Annotated in this window: 17 protein-coding genes and 1 tRNA gene; 4 read left to right on the forward strand and 14 right to left on the reverse strand. The window is 29.8% G+C overall.

Features of this window, described 5'->3' with window-relative positions; genetic code table 11:
• Nucleotides 1–16: 16 nt before the first annotated feature.
• From ETU10_RS01885 to ETU10_RS01920, 8 genes are all read right to left on the reverse strand, one after another.
• Nucleotides 17–745, reverse strand: a complete 729-nt coding sequence (locus ETU10_RS01885) for a sulfite exporter TauE/SafE family protein (protein ID WP_146309511.1) — start codon at nucleotides 743–745, stop codon at nucleotides 17–19.
• Complete coding sequence (locus ETU10_RS01890; RefSeq protein ID WP_146261478.1) at nucleotides 736–1,197, reverse strand: FixH family protein; 462 nt, start codon at nucleotides 1,195–1,197, stop codon at nucleotides 736–738. The genes ETU10_RS01885 and ETU10_RS01890 overlap by 10 nt, the downstream gene beginning before the upstream one ends.
• A gap of 5 nt (nucleotides 1,198–1,202) precedes the next feature.
• Entirely contained in the window at nucleotides 1,203–2,654 is a 1,452-nt protein-coding gene (gene ccoG / locus ETU10_RS01895; protein ID WP_146309512.1) for a cytochrome c oxidase accessory protein CcoG, read from the reverse strand.
• A 139-nt stretch (nucleotides 2,655–2,793) separates the two neighbouring features.
• Nucleotides 2,794–3,753 (reverse strand): cbb3-type cytochrome c oxidase N-terminal domain-containing protein, encoded by a 960-nt coding sequence (locus ETU10_RS01900; protein ID WP_146309513.1) that lies wholly within the window; start codon nucleotides 3,751–3,753, stop codon nucleotides 2,794–2,796.
• 1 nt (nucleotide 3,754) lies between these two features.
• Nucleotides 3,755–3,958, reverse strand: a complete 204-nt coding sequence (locus ETU10_RS01905; protein ID WP_146261481.1) for a CcoQ/FixQ family Cbb3-type cytochrome c oxidase assembly chaperone — start codon at nucleotides 3,956–3,958, stop codon at nucleotides 3,755–3,757.
• A 5-nt stretch (nucleotides 3,959–3,963) separates the two neighbouring features.
• Nucleotides 3,964–6,195 (reverse strand): cytochrome-c oxidase, cbb3-type subunit I, encoded by a 2,232-nt coding sequence (gene ccoN / locus ETU10_RS01910; protein WP_146309514.1) that lies wholly within the window; start codon nucleotides 6,193–6,195, stop codon nucleotides 3,964–3,966.
• Between the two features lie 33 nt (nucleotides 6,196–6,228).
• Nucleotides 6,229–6,423, reverse strand: a complete 195-nt coding sequence (gene ccoS, locus ETU10_RS01915; protein WP_146291591.1) for a cbb3-type cytochrome oxidase assembly protein CcoS — start codon at nucleotides 6,421–6,423, stop codon at nucleotides 6,229–6,231.
• A 104-nt stretch (nucleotides 6,424–6,527) separates the two neighbouring features.
• Nucleotides 6,528–8,927, reverse strand: coding sequence for a heavy metal translocating P-type ATPase (locus tag ETU10_RS01920; protein ID WP_146309515.1), 2,400 nt, complete (start codon nucleotides 8,925–8,927; stop codon nucleotides 6,528–6,530).
• A 95-nt stretch (nucleotides 8,928–9,022) separates the two neighbouring features.
• Between ETU10_RS01920 and ETU10_RS01925 the strand changes: the two genes are divergently transcribed.
• Complete coding sequence (locus tag ETU10_RS01925; RefSeq protein WP_146309516.1) at nucleotides 9,023–9,727, forward strand: Crp/Fnr family transcriptional regulator; 705 nt, start codon at nucleotides 9,023–9,025, stop codon at nucleotides 9,725–9,727.
• Here the strand turns inward: ETU10_RS01925 and ETU10_RS01930 are convergent.
• Together ETU10_RS01930 and ETU10_RS01935 are read right to left on the reverse strand one after the other, a co-directional pair.
• Nucleotides 9,722–11,611 (reverse strand): ABC-F family ATP-binding cassette domain-containing protein, encoded by a 1,890-nt coding sequence (locus tag ETU10_RS01930; RefSeq protein WP_146309517.1) that lies wholly within the window; start codon nucleotides 11,609–11,611, stop codon nucleotides 9,722–9,724. The genes ETU10_RS01925 and ETU10_RS01930 overlap by 6 nt on opposite strands.
• 94 nt (nucleotides 11,612–11,705) lie before the next feature.
• A tRNA-Phe gene (locus ETU10_RS01935) sits at nucleotides 11,706–11,778 on the reverse strand.
• A 171-nt stretch (nucleotides 11,779–11,949) separates the two neighbouring features.
• Here ETU10_RS01935 and ETU10_RS01940 point away from each other — a divergent pair.
• Nucleotides 11,950–13,221, forward strand: coding sequence for a hypothetical protein (locus tag ETU10_RS01940; RefSeq protein ID WP_146309518.1), 1,272 nt, complete (start codon nucleotides 11,950–11,952; stop codon nucleotides 13,219–13,221).
• 203 nt (nucleotides 13,222–13,424) lie between these two features.
• Here the strand turns inward: ETU10_RS01940 and porT are convergent, their stop codons facing one another.
• Genes porT through ETU10_RS01955 form a run of 3 tightly spaced genes read right to left on the reverse strand, consistent with a single transcriptional unit; the run spans nucleotide 13,425 to nucleotide 15,544 of the window.
• On the reverse strand, nucleotides 13,425–14,186 hold the full coding sequence (gene porT / locus ETU10_RS01945; RefSeq protein ID WP_146309519.1) for a type IX secretion/gliding motility protein PorT/SprT: 762 nt from the start codon (nucleotides 14,184–14,186) through the stop codon (nucleotides 13,425–13,427).
• A 28-nt stretch (nucleotides 14,187–14,214) separates the two neighbouring features.
• Entirely contained in the window at nucleotides 14,215–14,940 is a 726-nt protein-coding gene (gene ubiE, locus ETU10_RS01950) for a bifunctional demethylmenaquinone methyltransferase/2-methoxy-6-polyprenyl-1,4-benzoquinol methylase UbiE (protein ID WP_146309520.1), read from the reverse strand.
• Nucleotides 14,941–14,980: 40 nt separating this feature from the next.
• The gene (locus tag ETU10_RS01955) at nucleotides 14,981–15,544 is read right to left on the reverse strand and encodes a hypothetical protein (RefSeq protein ID WP_146309521.1); all 564 of its coding nucleotides are present in this window, start codon (nucleotides 15,542–15,544) and stop codon (nucleotides 14,981–14,983) included.
• Between the two features lie 293 nt (nucleotides 15,545–15,837).
• Here ETU10_RS01955 and ETU10_RS01960 point away from each other — a divergent pair, with 293 nt between their 5' ends.
• Entirely contained in the window at nucleotides 15,838–17,646 is a 1,809-nt protein-coding gene (locus ETU10_RS01960) for a TolC family protein (RefSeq protein WP_146309522.1), read from the forward strand.
• A 66-nt stretch (nucleotides 17,647–17,712) separates the two neighbouring features.
• Here ETU10_RS01960 and clpB read toward each other — a convergent pair whose 3' ends face one another.
• Nucleotides 17,713–20,340, reverse strand: coding sequence for an ATP-dependent chaperone ClpB (clpB, locus tag ETU10_RS01965; RefSeq protein ID WP_146309523.1), 2,628 nt, complete (start codon nucleotides 20,338–20,340; stop codon nucleotides 17,713–17,715).
• A gap of 181 nt (nucleotides 20,341–20,521) precedes the next feature.
• On the opposite strand from clpB, the gene ETU10_RS01970 reads away from it, so the two are divergent.
• Nucleotides 20,522–22,084, forward strand: coding sequence for a sensor histidine kinase (locus ETU10_RS01970; protein WP_146309524.1), 1,563 nt, complete (start codon nucleotides 20,522–20,524; stop codon nucleotides 22,082–22,084).
• Nucleotide 22,085 lies beyond the last annotated feature (1 nt).

Consider the following 22,085-nt stretch of genomic DNA (forward strand, 5'->3'; position numbering starts at 1 on the left):
ATAAATAGAAAGGGTTTTAATGACAACAACTTTTGCCCTTATTCTCCATTTTCTCAATCTTTAATGCTTTTTTTGGTGGTGATAGGTAAGGTATGCCAATTTCAAGCCCCCTTAAAATAAAAATAATCCCTAGAAGTGCTAAAAAGTAAGGAAAAACTTTTGTTACTTTAGTTTTTGCTTTAATTCCTATGAAATTTCCTGCTAAGACTGTAATAAACATAAAAGGGAATGTTCCCATACCAAAAATAGCCATAAAAAGCATACCCTGAATTATTCCCCCAGCTGCTATTGATGCTGCTAAAGAAGCATAAACCACTCCACAGGGTAAAAATCCGTTTAAAACTCCAGTTAAATATCTTGAGGTATTATCTTTTTTCTGAATGTATTTACCTAAAAACATTTTAACTTTAATCATGAAATGATTTAAAAATTTAAGGTTTCCGCCCAATTCAAAGTTTTTGCCAGGTAATAGTACCATCAATAGTAGTAATATACCTGCAAAAATAGATACGTATTGTTGATAACCTGCAATATTAAAGCTTTTTCCTACTATTCCTAATATTCCTCCTAAAATAGAATATGTTGAAATTCTACCTAATTGATATAAAAAATTTTGTGTATAATATTTAACTTTATTATTTGCTTCTAGCCCTAATGAAAAGGCAATGGGTCCACACATACCTATGCAGTGTGTTCCGGATAGTAAGCCTAATGTAAGTGCATAAACATATATTCCTATTTCCATTCTACAGGTATTTCCATTTTATAGTTAATATTGTTTTTTTTCCAATATAGTTTTAATATATAGTTTCCTATTTCTAGAACCTTTTTTGGAATAATAATTTTATTCCCCATTTCAAAGTCTAATGTATTTTTATTTATGTCTAACATTTTAGAATTTGGTCTATAAAGCTGAAATCTACCCATTGTATTTATGGAGGAAAATTCTTTAGGAAATTGTATTTCAATACCTACTTCTTTATCAACAAAAATTTGAGGTTTTTCCAATAAATTCATGGCATTATTAGCAGCATCAATTTCTTTTTGATAATAAATTTCGTCCTGATAATAATCATCGGAGACTAAATCAAAAGTATTTTCAGAAAATTCTAAACTAAATACCATTGAGCATATAAAAACTATAAAACTCACTAATGCTAAAATTATTCCGTGTGCCCAAGTAAACTTAAATTTCATATATCTTAAAATAACTCTTTGGTTGGTCCAATAAAATTGGTTTTATATTCATCTATTTTTGCGCCTTTATTATCAAAAACACCTATAACTACTTCTTGTTTTGTTTTTGATAAATCCGCCTCAGGAATTTTTATAACTGCTGTACCTTTTAATAATTCTTTAGGTTTAATAGTTATTTTATTTCCATACCCTACTAATTCAATTTCCGCTGATTTAGGTGATATGATTTTAATATTTAAATTTTGAATTTCTGAAGTTTTATTAATAAAACTAAACTGATATTCATCAACTATATTTTTATCTTGAATTGTAAACTGAGTTCCTACTACTTTTAAGAATTTTGATTCAACACTTGATCTTACAAATAATAACGAAGTACACACAGCTATTAAAATAAAAAGTATTAATGTATATGCGATTACTCTAGCATTAAATTTAAAAGTAGTTCTCTTCTCAATCATGTTCTCAGAAGCATACCTAATTAGACCTGTGGGTAAGCCCACTTTTGTCATAACTTCATCACAAGCATCAATGCAGGCAGTACAATTAATACATTCCAATTGTGAACCATTTCTAATATCTATTCCTGCAGGGCATACAACTACACATTGTTGACAGTCTATACAATCTCCTTTGCCCGCCAACTTTCTATCTTCATTTTTTTTCCACTTGCTCCTACCTTTCTCGCCTTCTCCTCTAATAAAATCGTAGGTAATATTAATGGTATCCTTATCTATAAGTACTCCTTGCAATCTTCCATAAGGGCACACAAATGAACATACCTGCTCTCTAAACCAAGCAAATACTAAATAAAATAATGCAGAAAAAATGATTAATGCAACGAATAAACCTACATTATTTGCAGGCCCCTCTTTTATCATTTTAATCATTTCATCAATACCAAATATATAGGAGAATAGAATGTTTGAAAAAATAAAAGATATTAATGCAAAAATTGACCATTTAAGTAATCTTTTTCTGATCTTTTCACTGTCCCAATCTTGTTTATCTAAACGAATTTGTTTGTTCCTATCACCTTCTATAAGATATTCTATTTTCCTGAAGACATGCTCCATGAATATGGTTTGTGGACATATCCAACCACAAAATATTCGCCCATAAACGACAGTAAACAGGATAATAAAAACTATTGTAGTTACAAAACCTATACTAAATAAATAAAAGTCTGACGGCGAAAAATACGCACCAAATAAATAAAACTGTCTATTTAGGAAATCAAATTGAAATAATGGATTTCCTTTTGAGGTTTTTATAAAAGGAATTACAAATAGTAGTATTAATAAAATTGCGCTTACTATATTTCTATAGGTGGTGTATTTGCCATGTGTCTTTCTTGGAAAAACCCATTTTCTTTTTCCTGATTCTTCAGCTGTTGCTAAATTTTCACGAAATGATTCACATTCTAATTCTGGTTTTATTTTTTCTTCTTGAGACATTGTTTAGAACTATCTAAGATTAAGTCTTTACGTTCTTATCTGATTTATACAAATATACTGAACATATTTTTAGAAATCTAAAAAGTCTACCTAAGAAATTTAGATAGACTTATTTTTATTGTTTAATAATTGATTGATTCTAATTTCCAGAAACTTCTGTAACCACTTTTACTTCTTTTCCTTCTTTTTTAGCTGCTTCAACAATTGCTTGAGGATTTTTTACCCATGGTGCAATGTCTCCCTGAGGGGCCTTGCCCGCAGAAGATCCGTCAGGATTTTTTTTGGTTGTTTCATTTAAATGAACTAAATAACTTGCAACTTTTACAATATCATTCCCTTTTAATTCTCCTGAATTGATGAAACTTCTCATGGTAGGATTTGTTTTACTACCGTTCCAAACAACAGAAACTATATTTTTAAATTCATCATTTTCAACAATATTTAACCAATAGTCATCGGTCTGATTAGGCCCTGAGCCTCCAGTCGCTCCTTCACCGTGGCAAGTAATACATAAATTGTTGTAAATTTTTTTACCTTCCTCAATGGCTTCCGGATTGTATTGAGCTGTTTCAATGGTAGCTTGTGGAACAGTCTTTTCATACTCAGCTATTTCTGCTAACTGTGTTTTATATTCTGCATCGTACTCGGCTATAGGATGCGCAAAGTCCGTAAAAATGTAAGCAAAGAAATAGATCACACCACAGGTTATGGTAATCGCAAATAAACCTATATACCATTTAGGTAATTGATTGTCTAATTCTTGTATCCCATCATACCCATGATCAAGAATTGCAATTTCTCCCAATTCTTCTTCTTTGCTTCTTTTGAATGCATCTCTCCAAAGCCTAGTGAAGTATGGGGTTTTTAATAATTCTAAGTATCTATTTTTCTCTTCTTCTGATAAGTTCTTAAATTTCCCAGCATCTATTAATGAATCAATAGAATTATTTATAAGTAATAGTACTATTGAAATAACTATGGTTCCTAAATAAATAGGATTATTTATAAATTTAAAATTCTGAAGAAGCATTAAAAACGCCCCTGTTATTAAACATACAGCTATAATTATAATTATTCCTACGGGTGTTCTTGGTTTCATATTAATTTACTGTGTTTTGATCTTTATCCTGTTTATTTTCCTCGTCTAAAGGCATACTGCTTATTTCACTATAATAATTTTTAGGTTTAGACATTACCATATATATAAGTCCAACAAAAAAAATAAAAAAAATTACTAATGCTAAACTTTGATATATGGTAGCGCTATCAATACCTGCTATTATTTTACTATAGAATTTAAGCATAATTATTAATTACTTGCCGTTTTAACTTCAGTATTTTTTATATCTGTTCCTAATCTTTGTAAGTATGCAATTAAAGCTATAATCTCTCTTTGTTCTAAAGGAACAAAATTTTCACCATCCTTAGCTGCTGTTGCTTCAAAACGCTCTTTATAATCAGGTCTATCCGTAAATATACTTGTTACAATTTCTTTAGCTTGATCACTCATATTTTTCTGATAGTTATCCATTAACTCTTGATCGTAAGGTATATTAAACCAATTTTTCATAACATCTAATTTTTCCTTAGTTTTTGAAACATCTAATTTGTTATATATTAACCAAGGATATGCAGGCATAATTGAGCCTGGAGAAGTATCTCTAGGATTCAACATATGGGTAAAATGCCAAGAATCTGGATTCTTCCCACCTTCTCTATGTAAATCTGGTCCTGTTCTTTTAGACCCCCATAAGAAAGGGCGATCATAAATATATTCACCTGCCTTAGAATATTCACCGTATCGAACGACTTCATCCCTAAATGGTCGTATCATTTGAGAATGGCAGGCATTACATCCTTCCCTTATATATAAATCTCTACCTTCTAGCTCTAAGGGAGAATATGGTTTTACTGATGAAATAGTTGGTATGTTCGATTTTACAAATACGGTTGGTAAAACTTCTATTGCTCCACCTATAGCCAAAGCTACAAGCGTTAATATAGAAAAATATATTGGAGTTCTTTCTAACCAAGTATGCTTTTTTTCATTTTCTCCTTTTTTAGAAGATATTTTTAAAGCCGGAGCTTCTGCTGGTTCATTTGCTAACAAATTACCTTTTCTTACGGTAACAAAAATATTTACTACCATCAAAGCAGCTCCTGCAAGGTAGAACACCCCACCTATAAATCTTGTAATATAAAATCCTCTTAAAGCAGTTACGGTTTCTAGAAAGTTTTTATAAACTAAAGTTCCGTCTGGATTAAATTGTTTCCACATTAATCCTTGTGTAAAACCACTCATATACATAGGTACTGCGTATAAAACAATTCCTAATGTTCCTAACCAAAAATGCCAGTTTGCTAATTTTACCGAATATAATTTAGTTCTATAAATTCTAGGGATTATATAATAAAGCATACCAAAGGTCATAAATCCATTCCAGCCTAAGGTACCTATATGAACATGACCGATAACCCAATCGGTAAAATGACCAATTTTATTTAGGGATTTTGTAGCAAGTAATGGACCTTCAAAGGTTGCCATCCCATAGCAAGTAATCGCTACCACAAACATTTTTAAAATAGGATCCTCTCTAACTTTATCCCAAGCGCCTCTTAAAGTTAATAAACCATTTAACATCCCTCCCCACGATGGAGCAATTAACATAATGGAGAATACAGTTCCTAGCATTTGAGCCCAACCCGGTAAGGAAGTATATAATAAGTGATGCGGACCTGCCCACATATATACAAATATTAGAGACCAAAAATGTATAATTGATAATTTATAAGAGAAAACTGGTCGATTGGCAGCCTTTGGCATAAAATAGTACATCAAGCCTAAAACGGGTGTAGTTAAGAAAAATGCCACGGCATTATGCCCAAACCACCATTGTACCATTGCATCTTGTACACCTGCGTAAGCAGAATAACTTTTTGAATGCACAATGTTCCAATCAATTGGAACTTCTAAATTATTAAATACCCATAACAAAGTAATTCCAATCCAAGTAGCTATATAAAACCAAATAGCTACATACATATGACTAACCCTTCTTTTTGCTATAGTAATAAACATAATTATTCCGAATAGCACCCATATTATAGCAACAAATATATCGATAGGCCACTCATGCTCTGCGTATTCTTTAGAGGTATTTATACCCATTAAAAACGTAATTGCTACTAAAACAATTATAAGTTGCCATCCCCAGAAGTGAATCCAAGAGAGTGTATCATTGGTACGGGTTTTTAATAATCTTTGAATGGAGTAATAAAATCCTGCAAAGAATCCATTTCCTACAAATGCATAAATTGCTGCACTTGTATGTAACATTCTTAATCGTCCAAAACCAATAAAACCTTGGGATTTTGCTAATTGACTTGGTTCTACCCCAAAAATAAAATCTGGCAATGTGGGTATAAACAATAAAGCAGCCACTGTCAATCCTACTATAAATGCGACAACACTCCAAAATATGGTTGCAAAAGCAAAAGCTTTTGTTATTTTGTTGTCATACGAAAATTTTTGTGTCTCCATCTTTTATAATGTAGTTATCTTAATATAATTTTTCTATTTTATTTTTTCTTCATTATTTTTTAATTCTTCTCCTTCAGCGTGTTGAACCTCATTAGAATCAAACAACATTCTTACTGCCGGAGATTCATCATCATCAAACTGACCTTTTTTAATAGCATAGATAAATAGCCCTAAAAAAATAGCAGCTAAAGAAACACTACACAATATCATTAAATACAAAATCTCCATAGCCTTATCCTATATCGCACAAATCTAATATTTTATTTACTTTCATTCATAAATATACTCTTAATATTTGATAAAAAAAAATAATTTAGAATGTTTCTAAATTATTAAGGTTTTAGATATTTCTTAAAAACTATATATCCTGAAATTTGAGTTAGAATTGTAGATATAAACACAATAGTAATTGAACTTACAGGCATTAAAATAGCTGCAACTAAAGGTTTAAGTCTACCTGAAACAGCAAAACTTAAACCAATAATGTTATAAAAAAAACTTATCATAAAGCATATATACACGATCCTTATAGCAATCTTAGATATTTTAAGATAACTGGATAAACTTGTGATTCTACTTCCATCTAAAATTGCATCAGAAGAGGGTGTAAAGCTATTTATATCGTCAGCTATAGCCACACCGACATTCGACTGTTTTAATGCTCCTGAGTCATTAAGACCATCACCCACCATCATAACTAAATCTCCTTTTTTTTGCAATTTTTCAATATATTCTAATTTATCTTGGGGTGATTGATTAAATTTTAAAATAGTCGAAGTAGGAAATAGTTGTTTTAAAAATTCTTCTTCTGAATTATTATCACCACTTAAAAGAGAAATTTTATTTTTTAAAGATATCTTTTTTACAACCTCAGGTACATATTTTCTATATTGGTTTTTAAATATATATCTTCCTATATTTTCTACATTAATACTTATAAAAACGGATGTCTCTTGAATTGGCTCTCCCTTATATTTAACAAAACTAGAAGAACCAATTTTATAGGTATTCCCATTAACATTAGCTTCAATACCTTTCCCTATGATTTCTTTGTAATTGCGTACTAATAATGACTTGTCGGGGCAATCTAAATATTCATAAAGTGAACGGCTAAGGGGATGATTTGAATTCTTTAAAATAGCTTTTAATTCTTCCAGTTCAGCAACGGTTAATGGTTTACCTTCATAAGCTATATGATTAGCTTTATTCATGGTTAAAGTACCTGTTTTATCAAAAACTATATGGTTGACTTTCGACATTTTCTCAACCGTTGTAGAATCTTTAACATAAAATTTATTTCTCCCTAAAATTCTCATTATGTTCCCTAAGGTAAAAGGGACTGAAAGAGCTAAAGCACATGGACAGGCTACGATAAGTATTGCAGTAATTACCTGATACATTTGGGAGGTATTCTTTTCAATGAAATACCAGTAACAACCACTTATTAGGGTAATTATTAAAATAACAAATACAAAATATTTGCTTACGCTGTTCGTAATTGTATCTAAGATAGAATTTTCTTTTTTAAAGGCTTCATTATTCCATAGCCTTGTTAGGTAACTTTGATTTACTTCTTTAATTATCTCTAATTCAAGCATGGTTCCTCTTTGTTTACCTCCGGCAAAAATTTTCTGACCGCTCTTTTTCTCAATTAAATGAGATTCTCCAGTTATAAAACTATTGTCAATAAATGCTTCTCCTTTTATTAAAATAGCATCTGCAGGTATAATTTCGCCATTTCTAATTAATATTCTGTCTCCAATTTTTAGTTTTGAAATTAGGATATTTTTTTGCTGATTGTCTGGATCTATTTTAGTAACAGCAATTGGATAAAAAGATTTATAATCTCGATCAAAAGCTAATGATTTATACGTTCTTTGCTGAAAAAATTTACCTAATAACATAAAGAATAATAGACCGCATAATGAATCAAAATATCCATTGCTTATCCCCCAATAGGCTTCGTAACAACTTCTGAAAAACAAAGCAAAAATACCTATAACTATTGGCATATCTAAATTTAACCTTTTATATCTTAAAGCACTCCAAGCAGATTTATAATAATCAGAGGCACAATATAAAACTACCGGTAGAGATAATAAGAACATCAAAACTCTAAATAATTGATTGTACTGTTCCAACCAAACATCTTTATTGCCTTCTAAAAATTCTGGAAAAGCCAACAGCATAACATTCCCAAATGCAAATCCTGCAATACCTATTTTTATTATTAAAGTTCGATCTACATTTTCAGGTTTCTTTTTTTCGGCCGTTTCTAAATTTATTATGGGTTTATAGCCTAAACTAGACAAGAAATTGGCTAATTCACTTAATTTATACGTTGAGCTTTTATAGGCTATTTGTACAGTTTTGTTGGTAAAATGAACGGTAGAATATAAAATTTTTGAATTAATGTTTTTTAGACTTTCCAATAGCCATACACAAGAACTACAATGTATCACAGGTACTTTAAGGGTTACCAGTGTGGTTCCGTCTTCAGAATAGTCTATAATTTTATTAAAGATTTCAGGAGTGTCCAAAAATTCAAAATAATTTTTATCTCCATCTGGTTTAATTCCAGCCTGTTTATTCAGTTCATAAAAATTGCTAAGATGATTTTGGCTTAATATTTCATAAACTGTTTTACATCCATTACAACAAAAAACTTTATCATCAAAATCTACTTCTTCGCTTACTATTTCTTGCCCACAATGAAAGCATTTTTTATCCATACTCCCTATAATCAATATTTTAATTTACAAAGTTAGCTTCTTTTAAATTACTTTAAAGAGAAATATTTTTGTATTTTCGCCCGAAAAATTGAGCAATGTATAGTGATTCTGTTGAATTAATTATTTCTGAGTTAAAAAACAACAATGTTTTAAAAGAGTTTTCTAAAGATGAAATTAAAATTTTAAACAATGAAATAATTGAGGTAACTTATCATAAAGGTCAAGAAATTATTCATGAAGGATGTAAGCCTACTGGAATTTATGGAATTCTAAAAGGTACAGCCAAACTATATCAAAATGGTTTTAATGGTAAAGAACAAATTTTAAGATTTGTTAAACGAGGGGATATTATTGGATATAGATCTTTATTGTGTGGGGAGTCTTTTAGTGCTTCTTGTACATCTATTGATGATGAGCTTGTCGCTATATATATACCCGAAATTATTTTTAATAAATTACTAAAGGTGAGTTCTAAAGTATCTTTTGATATCTTAAAAAAGATTTCTCTAGATTTAGGGGAGGCGGGTAAGACCATCACTTTATTGGCTCAAAAAACAGTACGTGAAAGATTAGCTGAAGTTCTTCTTTTTTTGGAAAAAAAATTAGGTGTCGACCAAGAAGGTTTTATAAATATAACTCTTACCAGAGAGGAAATGGCTAACCTTATTGGCACTGCTACAGAAAGTGCTATACGATTAATTTCTGAATTTAAAGGAGACAAATTAATTAAAGTAAGTGGTAGAAAAATTAAAATTTTAGATCATAAAATGTTAACCCGATTGGGTCATGTTACTTTATAAGTCTGATAATTCCATCCATCTCATTTCTTTTTCTTCTAATTCTTGAATTAAAAGATTTAATTCATCTCCCAATTCTTGAATTTTTTTAAATTCCAAATTTTCTAGTGTCAGTTGCGAAGATAATTCATCTTTTTTCTTTTCAAGTTTTGCAATTTCATCTTCAAGGATTTCTAACTCTCGCTTTTCTTTAAAAGACAATTTTTTATTTTTTTTTACTGGCTCTTCATGACCTTTATCTGCAGCTATTTTTTCTTCACTTTGGTTAATTTCTTCTTGATTAACACTAGTTTTAGACTTTTTTTCTAAATAGTATTTGGTATAATTACCTATAAAATTTGTAATCTTACCTTCTCCTTCAAAAATCATCAATTCATCCACGACTTTATCCATAAAATATCTATCATGACTTACTATTAATAAACAGCCTTGATAATCATTTAAAAAGTTTTCTAAAACGGTTAAAGTTGGTAAGTCTAAATCATTCGTAGGTTCATCTAGAATTAAAAAATTTGGATTTTTAAAGAGTATAGAAAGTAATTGTAATCTTTTTTTCTCTCCTCCACTTAATTTTCCTATAGGTGTATATTGAGTTTCTGGTTTAAATAGAAACATTTCTAAAAATTGGCTTGCAAAAAGCTGCTTTCCATTAGATAAAGGAAAATAGTCTGCGATTTCTTTTACGTAATCAATTACTCTTTGTTCTTCTTTAAATATAATACCCTCCTGTTTAAAATGACCAATATTTAAAGTATCTCCCCACTCTATGCTCCCTGAATCTATTGGCTCTTGGTTTTCCAATATTTTAAGAAAGGTTGTTTTACCTGCTCCATTTTTACCTACAATTCCTATTCTAGCTCCTCTTAAGAATGTATGCGTGAAAGAATCTAATATAATTTTATTACCAAATTTTTTGGAGACACTTTCCATTTCAATAATTTTTTTCCCTAGACGAGTCATTTGCATGTCTAGCTGAAGATTGGAATTGTCTAACTTTATATTTGCTGTTTCTTCCGTCTTATAAAAATCTGAAATTCTACTTTTAGACTTGGATGTTCTCGCTTTTGGTTGTCTTCTCATCCATTCCAACTCTTTTTTGTAAAGATTTTTTGCTTTATCTATTTGGGAAGCTTGATTTTCAATCCTTAGAGCTTTGTTCGTAACGTAAGTTTCGTAATCTCCGTTATGAGTATAAATCATCTCATCTTCTAATTCTAATATTTTGGTGCATATAGCATCTAAAAAATAACGATCGTGGGTAACTAAAATTAGTGTTTTATTTTCTTTATTCAGAAAATATTCCAACCACTCAACCATTTCAATATCTAGGTGATTGGTGGGCTCATCCAATATCAATAAAATATAACCTTTCTCTAAAGTAATATCGATCAAAAATTTAGCAAGAGAAATTCTTTTCTTCTGCCCCCCAGACAAATCTTTAATTTTTTTAGAAAGAAAGTCAATTTTTAATTGAGAAATAATTTCCTGTATTAAGGGTTCTACCTTCCAACCATCGTATAAATCCATCTTTTCAATCAAATTCATTAGTTCTGGATTTGAAGGATCTTCTTTAATTAACTTGTCATACTGATGAACTACATCTAAAATGGGATTGGAATGATTAAAAATATAATCTTCTGCCTTTGAGTCTTCATTAAAAGAATCTGACTGCTCAAACATGATCACTTTTACATCTTTATTAAATAAAATTTCTCCATCGTCAAGATTTTCCTTTCCAGCTAATATTTTTAATAGAGTAGACTTCCCACTTCCATTTTTAGCAACCAAAGCTATTTGCTCTCCTTCATTTACATGAAACGATACTTCTTTAAATAGAGTTCTTATTCCGAAAGATTTGCTAATATTTTTAACTGAAAGATAATTCATATGTTGTTATTTAAATCGACGAGATCCTAAAATCTTACCTATTAATCAATAATGTAAAAATAAAAAAGCCGAAAGTGATACTTTCGGCTTTTTGTGGTACCTCTTGGAATCGAACCAAGGACACAAGGATTTTCAGTCCTTTGCTCTACCAACTGAGCTAAGGTACCTCATTTGGTTTTCGTTTGCAAATATAGTACTATTTTTTATATCTCCAAAAGTTTTAAGAAATATTTTTCATGATTTCTCGTTTAACTTATAAACTAATATATTTTAATTATAAAATTATTTTCATAATCAATACATTATTAACATATTTGTACCCGTAATAAAATTACTGAATGAAATTATATCTTTTCCCGTTGCTATGTTTAATTGTTTTGAGCAATGGATTACATGCACAACAAACCTCAACCTCTCCCTACTCTTCTATAGGATTAGGAGATGAAAAATTTAGTACCGATATTACTGTTTCCTCTATGGGAGGTATTGGAACTTCATATATTTCTGACTTTAACAATGAAGCAAATTTTAATAACCCTGCTGCAAATAGAAATTTAAAATATACCAGCTTTAATGTTTCTGTAAACACAGATTTTATAAATGAGAAAACTTCTTCACAAAGTAGTGATAGATCTACCACTTACCTTTCCAACATTTCAGTTGCTTTTCCAGCAGGGGAAAAATCTAGAATTGGATTCAATTTAAGACCCTATTCTACTTTAGGCTACAATATGGACCTAAGTAACAACTCAAATGGTATAACGCAAAATTCTTCTCTTAAAGGTAGAGGTGGTTTAAACATGTTTGGTGGTTTTTACTCCTATAACATTACTCAAGACCTTTCCGTAGCGGCTAAAATCAATTATATATGGGGACAACTAAAAAAAGAGGAAGAAACATCTATTCAGGGTGCCAATCTAAAATCCGGAACTTTTAACCGCAAAGATTATGGATATTTTGATTATACATTAGCCCTTGCTTATAGAAAAAAATTCACCAATGACCATTTAATTAAATTGGGAGCCACTTATACTTTCGGTAGGGATGTAAATACTGATGTAAATTCATTATATTCTACGTATTATTACAATTCTTTAAATGAAAAACAATCCATTGATACTTTAAGTTATTCCCGTGGTACTTACGATAGTAAAATACCTTTTTCTTATTCATTAGGAGTGGCTTATGGTAAGGAGTTTAAATGGTCATTAGGTTTAGACTTCAAATATATTAACCAATCTAAACTTGAAATTCCTCAAGAAAATTACACTTATAATAACAGATACCGAGTTGCTTTGGGTGGATGGTTTTTGCCTAACATAAATGGTTTTAAATCTTATTTTGAAAAAATTATCTATCGTTACGGTATATATTATGAAGAAACTGGAATTGAACTTAACAATCAATCAATCAATCAGTATGGTATAACAGCTGGTTTAAGCCTGCCAATTGGGAAAACCGGTAAACAAGATCCTTCTACCTTAAATCTAGGCTTAGAACTTGGCCAAAGAGGTACTACTTCTGAAGGCTTGATAAAGGAAAATTTTGTAAACTTTAGAATTGGATTTAATTTTGACGATCTTTGGTTTAGAAAAAGACAATTTGATTAATAATGAATCTAAATATATTTAAGCTGAATCTAAATTGCTAGATTCAGCTTTTTTATTTAAATACTATTAAATTTTTATAATCTCTTATTTTTTTATTATAGAATGTATGTTTTACTATTCAATAAATAACTAATATGATAAAAAAAATCTTCTATTTATAAAAATAGAAGATTAAAAAATTATTTAAATTATATAAAAGTTAATTATTCGAATTTTAAAGAAAACACTATTGCTCTTGTAGACATTGATTTAATCGCACCCGCCCAAACAGGAGGAGTACCTGGATTGTCCTTCACTAATTCATCATTTATAAAGAATATACCTCTAACTGATGGGGTTAGTTTAAACCTCTTTAAATAAATTTCTATTCCAGCTTCTAATTGGTATGAGAAGTTGTTGTCTTTCATTCGGAAAACTTGCTCCAAATTGTCTTGTTCTTTCTTCTCACTCCCTTGAAGATTCATTAAATAACTCAATCCAGCCTGTATATAAGGTCTGGTATTGTTCCATTTATTTCCATGAAAATTAATAAATACCGGGATATCTATATATGTAGACTTTACGTTTCTAATAGCATCCAAATCTGAGTAAGTAGGTTCTTTTCCTTCTTCGACTTCTTGGTTAATTATATTTTGTATATTTCTAAATATTAGATCTCTTTGAACGAAATGCATTGCTGGCTCTACTCTTAAATCTAAATATTCATTGATTCTCATTTTACCTATTAATCCTACTGTAAAACCAGCTTTGGAATCTACATTAACTAAGAATTTACCTCTTGAGTTTAATCCTTCTGCTTCTGGATGCAATTTAAAACTAAAGTAGTTGATGCCTAAATAATAGCCCCAAGAAAATTTTTGATGATCTATATCGTCATATCGATCCATAACATCTTTAGAGCGGAACTGAGCATTTAATAAGTTATAAGAAGTTATAAATACCAATAATGTTATAATCTTTCTCATGTATAATGAAAACGTATTCTTTCTTAATTTATTTTGTTCCCTCATAAATACTTACAACTCCAAAAGTAAATGTTTTACTCGTACTTTGTTTAAAACCATTTTTTAAAAGAATCTCTTCCATTTCTTTTCCGTAAGGCATTTTACTTACAGAATCGGGCAGATATGTATAAGCCTTTGAATCTCCTGAGATTATTTTCCCAATGGTTGGCAATATATATTTAAAATAAAGCATAAAAAAAGGTGCAAAAATCCCTGTGGGTTTAGAAAATTCTAAAATAAACAACTTGCCTCCTTTCTTTAAGACTCTTTGCATTTCTGATATACCTTTTTCAAGATTCTCAAAATTTCTAACTCCAAATGAAGCAGTTACAATATCAAACTCCTCATCATGAAAAGGTAGATTTTCTGCTTCTCCTTTAATCAGTTTTATTCTTTCTTTTAATCCTTGTTTGTTTATTTTAATTTGTCCGTAATCCAACATTCTTTGAGAAAGATCTAAACCTGTCACTAAAGCATTTGTCTTTTTTGCATGTTCAATAGCTAGATCTGCTGTACCTGTTGCAACATCTAATATTTTACCTGGATTTAAAGCTACTACCCTTTTTTCTAATCGATTTCGCCAGTAAACATCAATCTTAAGAGAGAGTAATCGATTTAAAAAATCATAATTTTCCGAAATGTTATCAAACATTTCTTCCACTTGCTTCTTTTTATTGTCGGTTTTATTGTAAGGTTTTATATTTTCGGGAGTCATAAATTACTTTCTCTACTATACCTTACAAAAGTAATTGTTTTTATTCAGAAATAGTTTCGTAATACTCTACAAATTGATTTTTTCTGAACAACTTAGTAATACCTGTTAGGCTATCAGATTTCTTTTTTAGTTTGGGATACTCTTGGTTAATATTTATTGAAAAACCTTGGATTACTAAATCGTTGTATTTTTTTATTTCTCCTTTATATTCTTTTCCTTCTATATCTATATGATGAGAATTATAAAGTGAATCTCTATTTTTTACATAACCATAATATCTTTTAAAGGTATAATAATTGGATAGTGTAGGATTTATTAAACCTCTAGTATTATTTTCTATGCTAAAAAATGTATCTTTTAATAGTACGACTGAATCTTCTCTCTTTGCTGAGATGGCATTATTGCCTAGCTGAATAGATACTTTAGCAGTTTGCCCTGGTCCTAGTAAATATTTTTTATTATTTAATACTACTTTAATACTACTATCTGTTGGATTATCTAGCAAGAATACATCTTCTTTTTTTAGGAATAAAAGATATACGGAAACTGAAAATAAACAGAAAGCTAGGGCTATAATTAAACCTTTAAGGGAATTATTTTTCATAAATTTTTTACTTTTTTTAAAACTACAAAGTTAAATGAGTTAAATAATAATCTTATATAAAAAAGTTTATATAAATCTTAATATTAGAATTTTAAACATCTGTATTAAGTATTTACACAAATTTAATTTTTATACAAAATTCTTTTAAATACTAAATGTATTTATTTAGGTTTATGCTCTTTATACAAACTTTCTATATTAATAAGTAAATTTAGCGCTCTTTATTATTCCTAATTTTGTAACATTTTTAGATAGGTAGCATACTTATAAAAATAGATAAAACTCATTCAATAATGAAAATTTACAGTACAATTCTTGCATTTTTGATACTTAGAATTCTATCAGCCCAAAAAATTTGGTCATTTAATGATTGTTTATCTTATGCTAAAGAAAATAATTTGCAAGTATTAGCTGCCATTTTAAATGAAAAGGTTCAAGAAGGGAATTACGATATTGCTAAGAAAAATAAGCTTCCTAATTTAACTGGTACTGTTGGAAATAGCTTTTCTTTTGGCCCCGATGCTCGTAAAGATTTTTCATACAATGAAGGTTATCAAAATAATTTAGCTTTAGAATCTTCAATCATCTTGTATAATAACGGAAGTTTAGATATAACTCAAGAAAAAAATAAACTCTTAATTGATCAACATAAATTTACAACAGAAAAAATACGTAATGATATTTCTTTGCAACTTGTGGGTAATTATTTAACCGTTTTGTTAAATAAAGAATTGATGCTTGTAAATGGAAATTTACTGAATACTCAGGTTCAAGATGCTGAAAGAAATGAAAAATTATACAATGCAGGAAGCATTCCATTAAGTACTTTGTATGAATCTAAATCTAATATGGCTAACGCTAAACAAACTTTTGAAAATTCAAAAATTGATGTTAATCGAGCGTTGATGAATTTAGCTATGCTTCTTCAAATGGATTATCGTGATTTTGAGATTGAAGATGTAAAAGTTTCTGATCAGATTGACTTACCATTAATCAACATAGATAATATTATCAACCATGCTTATACAAATCAGCCAGAAATAAAGTCCTCAGAATTAAGTGTGGAAGTAGCTAAAAAAGATATTGAACTTGCTAAAGCTGCTTTATACCCTACCATTACAGGAGGCTATAAAGCGAGTACTTATTATCAAGATTATTTTGATAGGTCTGTAAAAAATCTTAAAGATCAGTGGCACGATAATAATTCTCAAATTATAACTTTAGGCGTGAGCGTACCTATCTTTAATAAAGGAATTACAAAAGCAAAAATTGAACAGTCCAAAATAGCTCAATTAATACAAGAAAATCAATTAGATCAGAATAAACTAAATCTAAAGCAAACCATACAATCTTCTTATTTTGATGTGAATTCTTCTTACCAAACGTATACATCTGCTAAAGAGTTGGTAGAGTCTACTAAAATTTCTTATGAATTTGCTGAAAAAAGTTTTAATGCTGGAAAAATTAATGTTTATGATTTAAATATTGCCAGAACTAATTATTTTAATGCACAATCGCAAATGCTTCAAGCTAAATATAGTTATCTTTTTAAGCTTAAAATCTTAGAATTCTATATGGGTAAACCATTAGAAATTTCTTCTGATGAAAATATAAATACTAACAATGCATTAACAACCAGTATATCTCAATCCATCCATAATACAGAGATCTCTTTAAATGAAACAAATTCTAATGAATCTCTAAATGTAAATACCAATAATGACAATAATATTATTGCAAATGAACCTAAAGAAGTAAATATTTTACAGAAAAATTCTGAAATTATAGATCTTGAAGACAACTTAAAATCTGAATCTATAAACAAGGAAACAATTGAAAAAAATATTCCAATTAATGAGTCTGAAAAAATTATCTCTAACGATCATACAGAAACAGCTAATATCCCGAAAAAAGATCAGATTAACCAAAATTCTCAAACTATTGCAAATAGCTCTTTAAACGAAGAGGATTTGAAAAGAGAAGCTTTAATAAAAGAGCGCCGAGCTAAACTCTCCCAGGGTTCCTCCACAAATATTTTTAAGAATGAGGCAGAGAGAGAAGAAATGATTAAGAAAAAAAGAGAAGAAATGAAAAAAAATTAGGTATTAAACCTTTATAATAAAAAAACCTGAATAATAATTCAGGTTTTTTATTTAGAGCTGGTACAATTAATTATCCTTTCTAAAAACCAATCCAGTTTCTGGAAAATAATCTGCTATTATATTTTCATTATCATTAATCTTTCCACCTAAAATTTCTTTCGACAATTGGTTAAGAATTTCATGTTGAATTATTCTTTTCAAAGGTCTAGCCCCAAAGGAAGGATCATAACCTTTACTCATTATATAATCTTTCGCTTCCTCTGTCATTCTCATATTTATACCTTTTTTTGCTAAAATTTTATTCAATGAATCTAATTGAATATCTATTATACCTCGTATTTCATTTTTGTTTAAAGGTTTAAAAATAATTGTCTCATCAATTCTATTTAAAAATTCTGGTCTAAGGGTTTTTCTTAATAGTTCTAAAACCTCTTTTTTAGTTAACTCTAAAATTTCCTTGTAATTGTTTTCCTGTAATTTTTCAAAATTTTCTTGTATTAGGTGAGAACCCAAATTAGAGGTCATAACTATTATGGTATTTTTAAAATTAACCATTCTACCCTTATTATCCGTTAAACGCCCATCGTCCAATACCTGTAATAATACATTGAATACATCTGGATGTGCTTTTTCGATCTCATCTAACAATACAACGGAATAAGGTTTTCTCCTCACAGCTTCGGTTAACTGTCCACCTTCGTCATATCCTACATACCCTGGAGGCGCACCCACCAAGCGACTTACCGAATGTTTCTCTTGATACTCACTCATATCAATACGAGTCATGGAATTTTCATCGTCGAAAAGAAACTCCGCCAAAGCTTTAGCCAATTCAGTTTTGCCCACTCCTGTAGTACCTAAAAACAAGAAAGATCCTATAGGTTTTCTTTCATCATTTAATCCAGCTCTATTTCTACGAATAGCATCTGCCACAGCTTCAATAGCCTCGTCTTGCCCTACCACTCGCTTATGTAAAACTTGTTCTAGATTTAACAATTTTTCTCTTTCACTTTGCACCAATTTAGTTACAGGTATACCTGTCCACTTAGCTACAACTTCAGCTATATCTTCTGAATCAACTTCTTCTTTTATTAAACGAGGTTTATCTTCTGATAATTCCTCTTCCGCTTGAATTAAGGCTTCTTCTTTTTCTTTAATTTTACCGTAACGCAACTCTGCAACCTTTCCATAGTCTCCTGCTCTCTCTGCTTTATCTGCCTCCAGCTTTAGCTCTTCAATATTCTTTCTAATTTCCTGAACTCTTTCGGCTCGCTCTTTTTCAGCTTTCCAAGAGGCACTCAATTCATCCCGTTTTTCGTTTAGTTGAGCTAACTCTTGTTTCACGTTTTCAAGTTTTTTTTCATTGGAGAGCCTTATAGCTTCATTTGACGTAGGACTCTCTGTCTCTCTTTTTACCGCTTCTAACTCAATCTCCAACTGCATTTTTTTTCTATCTAAAGCATCTAACTCCTCGGGTTTTGAATTCATTTCCATACGTAATTTAGAAGAGGCTTCATCAATTAAATCTATCGCCTTATCTGGAAGAAAACGATCGGAAATGTATCGATTGGAAAGCTCTGCTGCGGCTATTACTGCTTCATCTTTAATACGTACCTTATGGTGAGCTTCGTATTTTTCTTTAATCCCTCTTAAAATAGCTATTGCATCTTCTACGCCCGGTTCATCTACCATAACTTTTTGAAAACGCCTTTCCAGAGCTTTATCCTTTTCAAAATATTTTTGATATTCATTTAAAGTGGTAGCACCAATGGATCTTAATTCACCTCTTGCTAGTGCTGGTTTTAGAATATTGGCTGCATCCATTGCTCCTTCTCCTCCTCCAGCACCTACTAGAGTATGTATTTCGTCTATGAAAAGTATTATATTCCCCTCAGAGGAAGTTACTTCCTTAACTACTGATTTAAGCCTTTCCTCAAATTCCCCCTTATATTTAGCCCCAGCAATTAATGCCCCCATGTCTAATGAAAATATCGTTTTATCTTTCAAATTTTCAGGAACATCTCCATTTATAATTCTATGCGCTATACCTTCTGCAATGGCTGTTTTACCAACCCCAGGCTCTCCAATTAAAATAGGATTATTTTTTGTTCTTCTTGATAGGATTTGAAGAACCCTTCTTATTTCTTCATCCCTTCCTATAACAGGATCTAACTTACCTTCTAGCGCTAATTCATTTAAATTTTTCGCATATTTGTTTAAGGAATTGTAATTATCTTCTGCTGTTTGAGAGGTTACTCTTTCTCCTTTCCTTATTTCTTCTATGGCTTTTAAAACACCATCTCTAGTAACTCCTTGATTTTTTAATAATTGGGAAGTTGAATCTCCAACAGATAAAATAGCTAAAAATAGATGTTCTAAACTTATAAACTCATCTTTCATCTTATTTGCTTCTGTTTGTGCATCTGTCAACACCTTATTCGCATTCTGTGAAAGATATAATTGCCCTCCAGAAACTTTAGGTAAGGAATTTAATATATTCTGCAATTCAGAATTTATATAAGCTAAATTAGAGTTTTGCTTTTTTAAAATAAAAGTAATTACACTTGCCTCACTCGTTAATAAAGCTTTAAGAAAATGTGCAGGCTCAATCGCTTGATTTCCTAATTCTTGAGCATAGTTTTGTGCTTGTTGTAAAGCTTCTTGTGATTTTATTGTTAATTTATTGATATCCATGTCTAAATTCAATTTTTTATAACATTTTATATTCAAAATATAAGCCAAATGGAGAAAATACTTACCGCTTAATAATTGAAACAAAATAAAAGACAAAAAGTCGTTAATTAAGTCAAGATACTGTCTTTTTGTCCTTAATAAAGCCTATATTGAATAAAATAAATTTGTTTATTTTTGTGATATGAAGGAAAAATTTATCCCGATCTTATCTAGTCTAATGACTATCTCTCTTGTAGTATTTGTAGGCTTGCAAGTTTTCTGGCTTAAGCAATCTATCGATGCTGGAGAACAGGACTTTTCTTCACGCGTATATAAGGCTTTAAATAATTCTGCACAAAAAATTAACTCTATTGAAATCAATAAATTTTATAAACCTTTTACAAATTTTTATCAGAATATAAATAACCAAAAAGACTCTAGCACTATTCAGACCGCTATGAGTGTTATTGATTCACAATCAGTAAAATACATTATGTATAAAAAAACGATTGTTAATCGCAAACCTTTAATTATTCCTTTCTCAAAAAAAGATACTTTAAAAATCACCAATTTACTCACCGACGAAGGTGTCCTAAAAATTAAGAAAGATTCTAACGATTCTAATTTAAAACCTATTGAACAAAGCATTGAAAATAGTTTTGTGAGTCCAAAATTTACTTTAGATGAATTTGCAAGACTTAGTATCAACCAAATGAGTTTAGAATCTAGAGTTAATATCCAGTTAATTGACTCTGTCGTTAACATTGAGCTAAGAAAGCAAAACATCGATACTAAATTTGAATCAGGCGTACTCAATAACAAATTTGAAATCACTAAAATTCATAGCAAAGACTTTGTACTAAGTAAACAACCTAAAGAAAATTACAATGTTATCTTATTTTCAGACGGAAAAGACATTGCAAATTATTATCTATCGGTTTACTTTCCTTCGAAACAATATTCAGTACTCAACCCAATATTTGGCGCAATCGGCTTAACTATAGCTTCAACTCTAGTTATAATAGCCATTTATTCTGTATCTATCTATTATATGTACCGACAGAAAAAAATCTCTGAAATAAAAACAGATTTTATAAACAATATGTCTCATGAATTTAAAACACCTATTGCAACCATTAATATTGCAGCAGATGCTTTAAAATCAGAGAAAGTACAAGCAAATACAGAGAAAATTCTTTTCTATTCTTCCCTTATTAAACAGGAAAACGAAAGAATGAAAAAGCAGGTTGAAATGGTTTTAAGAATGTCTAAACTTGAGAGAAATTCTCTTGAATTAATTAGAAAAGAAACAAATATTCGAGAAATTCTTAAAAATAGCGTTAAAACCGTACGTCTTCAAGTAGAGGAAAGGGGCGGACAAATTACTGAAAATTATACAGCCACTAACTTTACAGCTAATGTGGACGGATTTCATTTAACCAATGCTTTCGTAAATATACTAGACAATGCAAATAAATATTCACCCAATAAACCGGATATAACTCTAAAAACTTATAATAAGGACAATAATTATTTTGTTGAGATTACTGACAAAGGGAAAGGAATGTCTGAAAATGTGGTAAAAAAAATATTTGAAAAATTTTATAGAGAAGAAAGTGGAAATATTCATAACGTAAAAGGGCATGGACTGGGCTTAACCTACGTTAAGAATATTATTAAATTACATAATGGTGGTATTAAAGTTGTAAGTAAACCTAATAAAGGTACTACATTTATAATTAATCTACCTCTAAATCATAATTAAA

This window comes from Apibacter muscae (assembly GCF_007845595.1).
Lineage (GTDB): Bacteria > Bacteroidota > Bacteroidia > Flavobacteriales > Weeksellaceae > Apibacter > Apibacter muscae.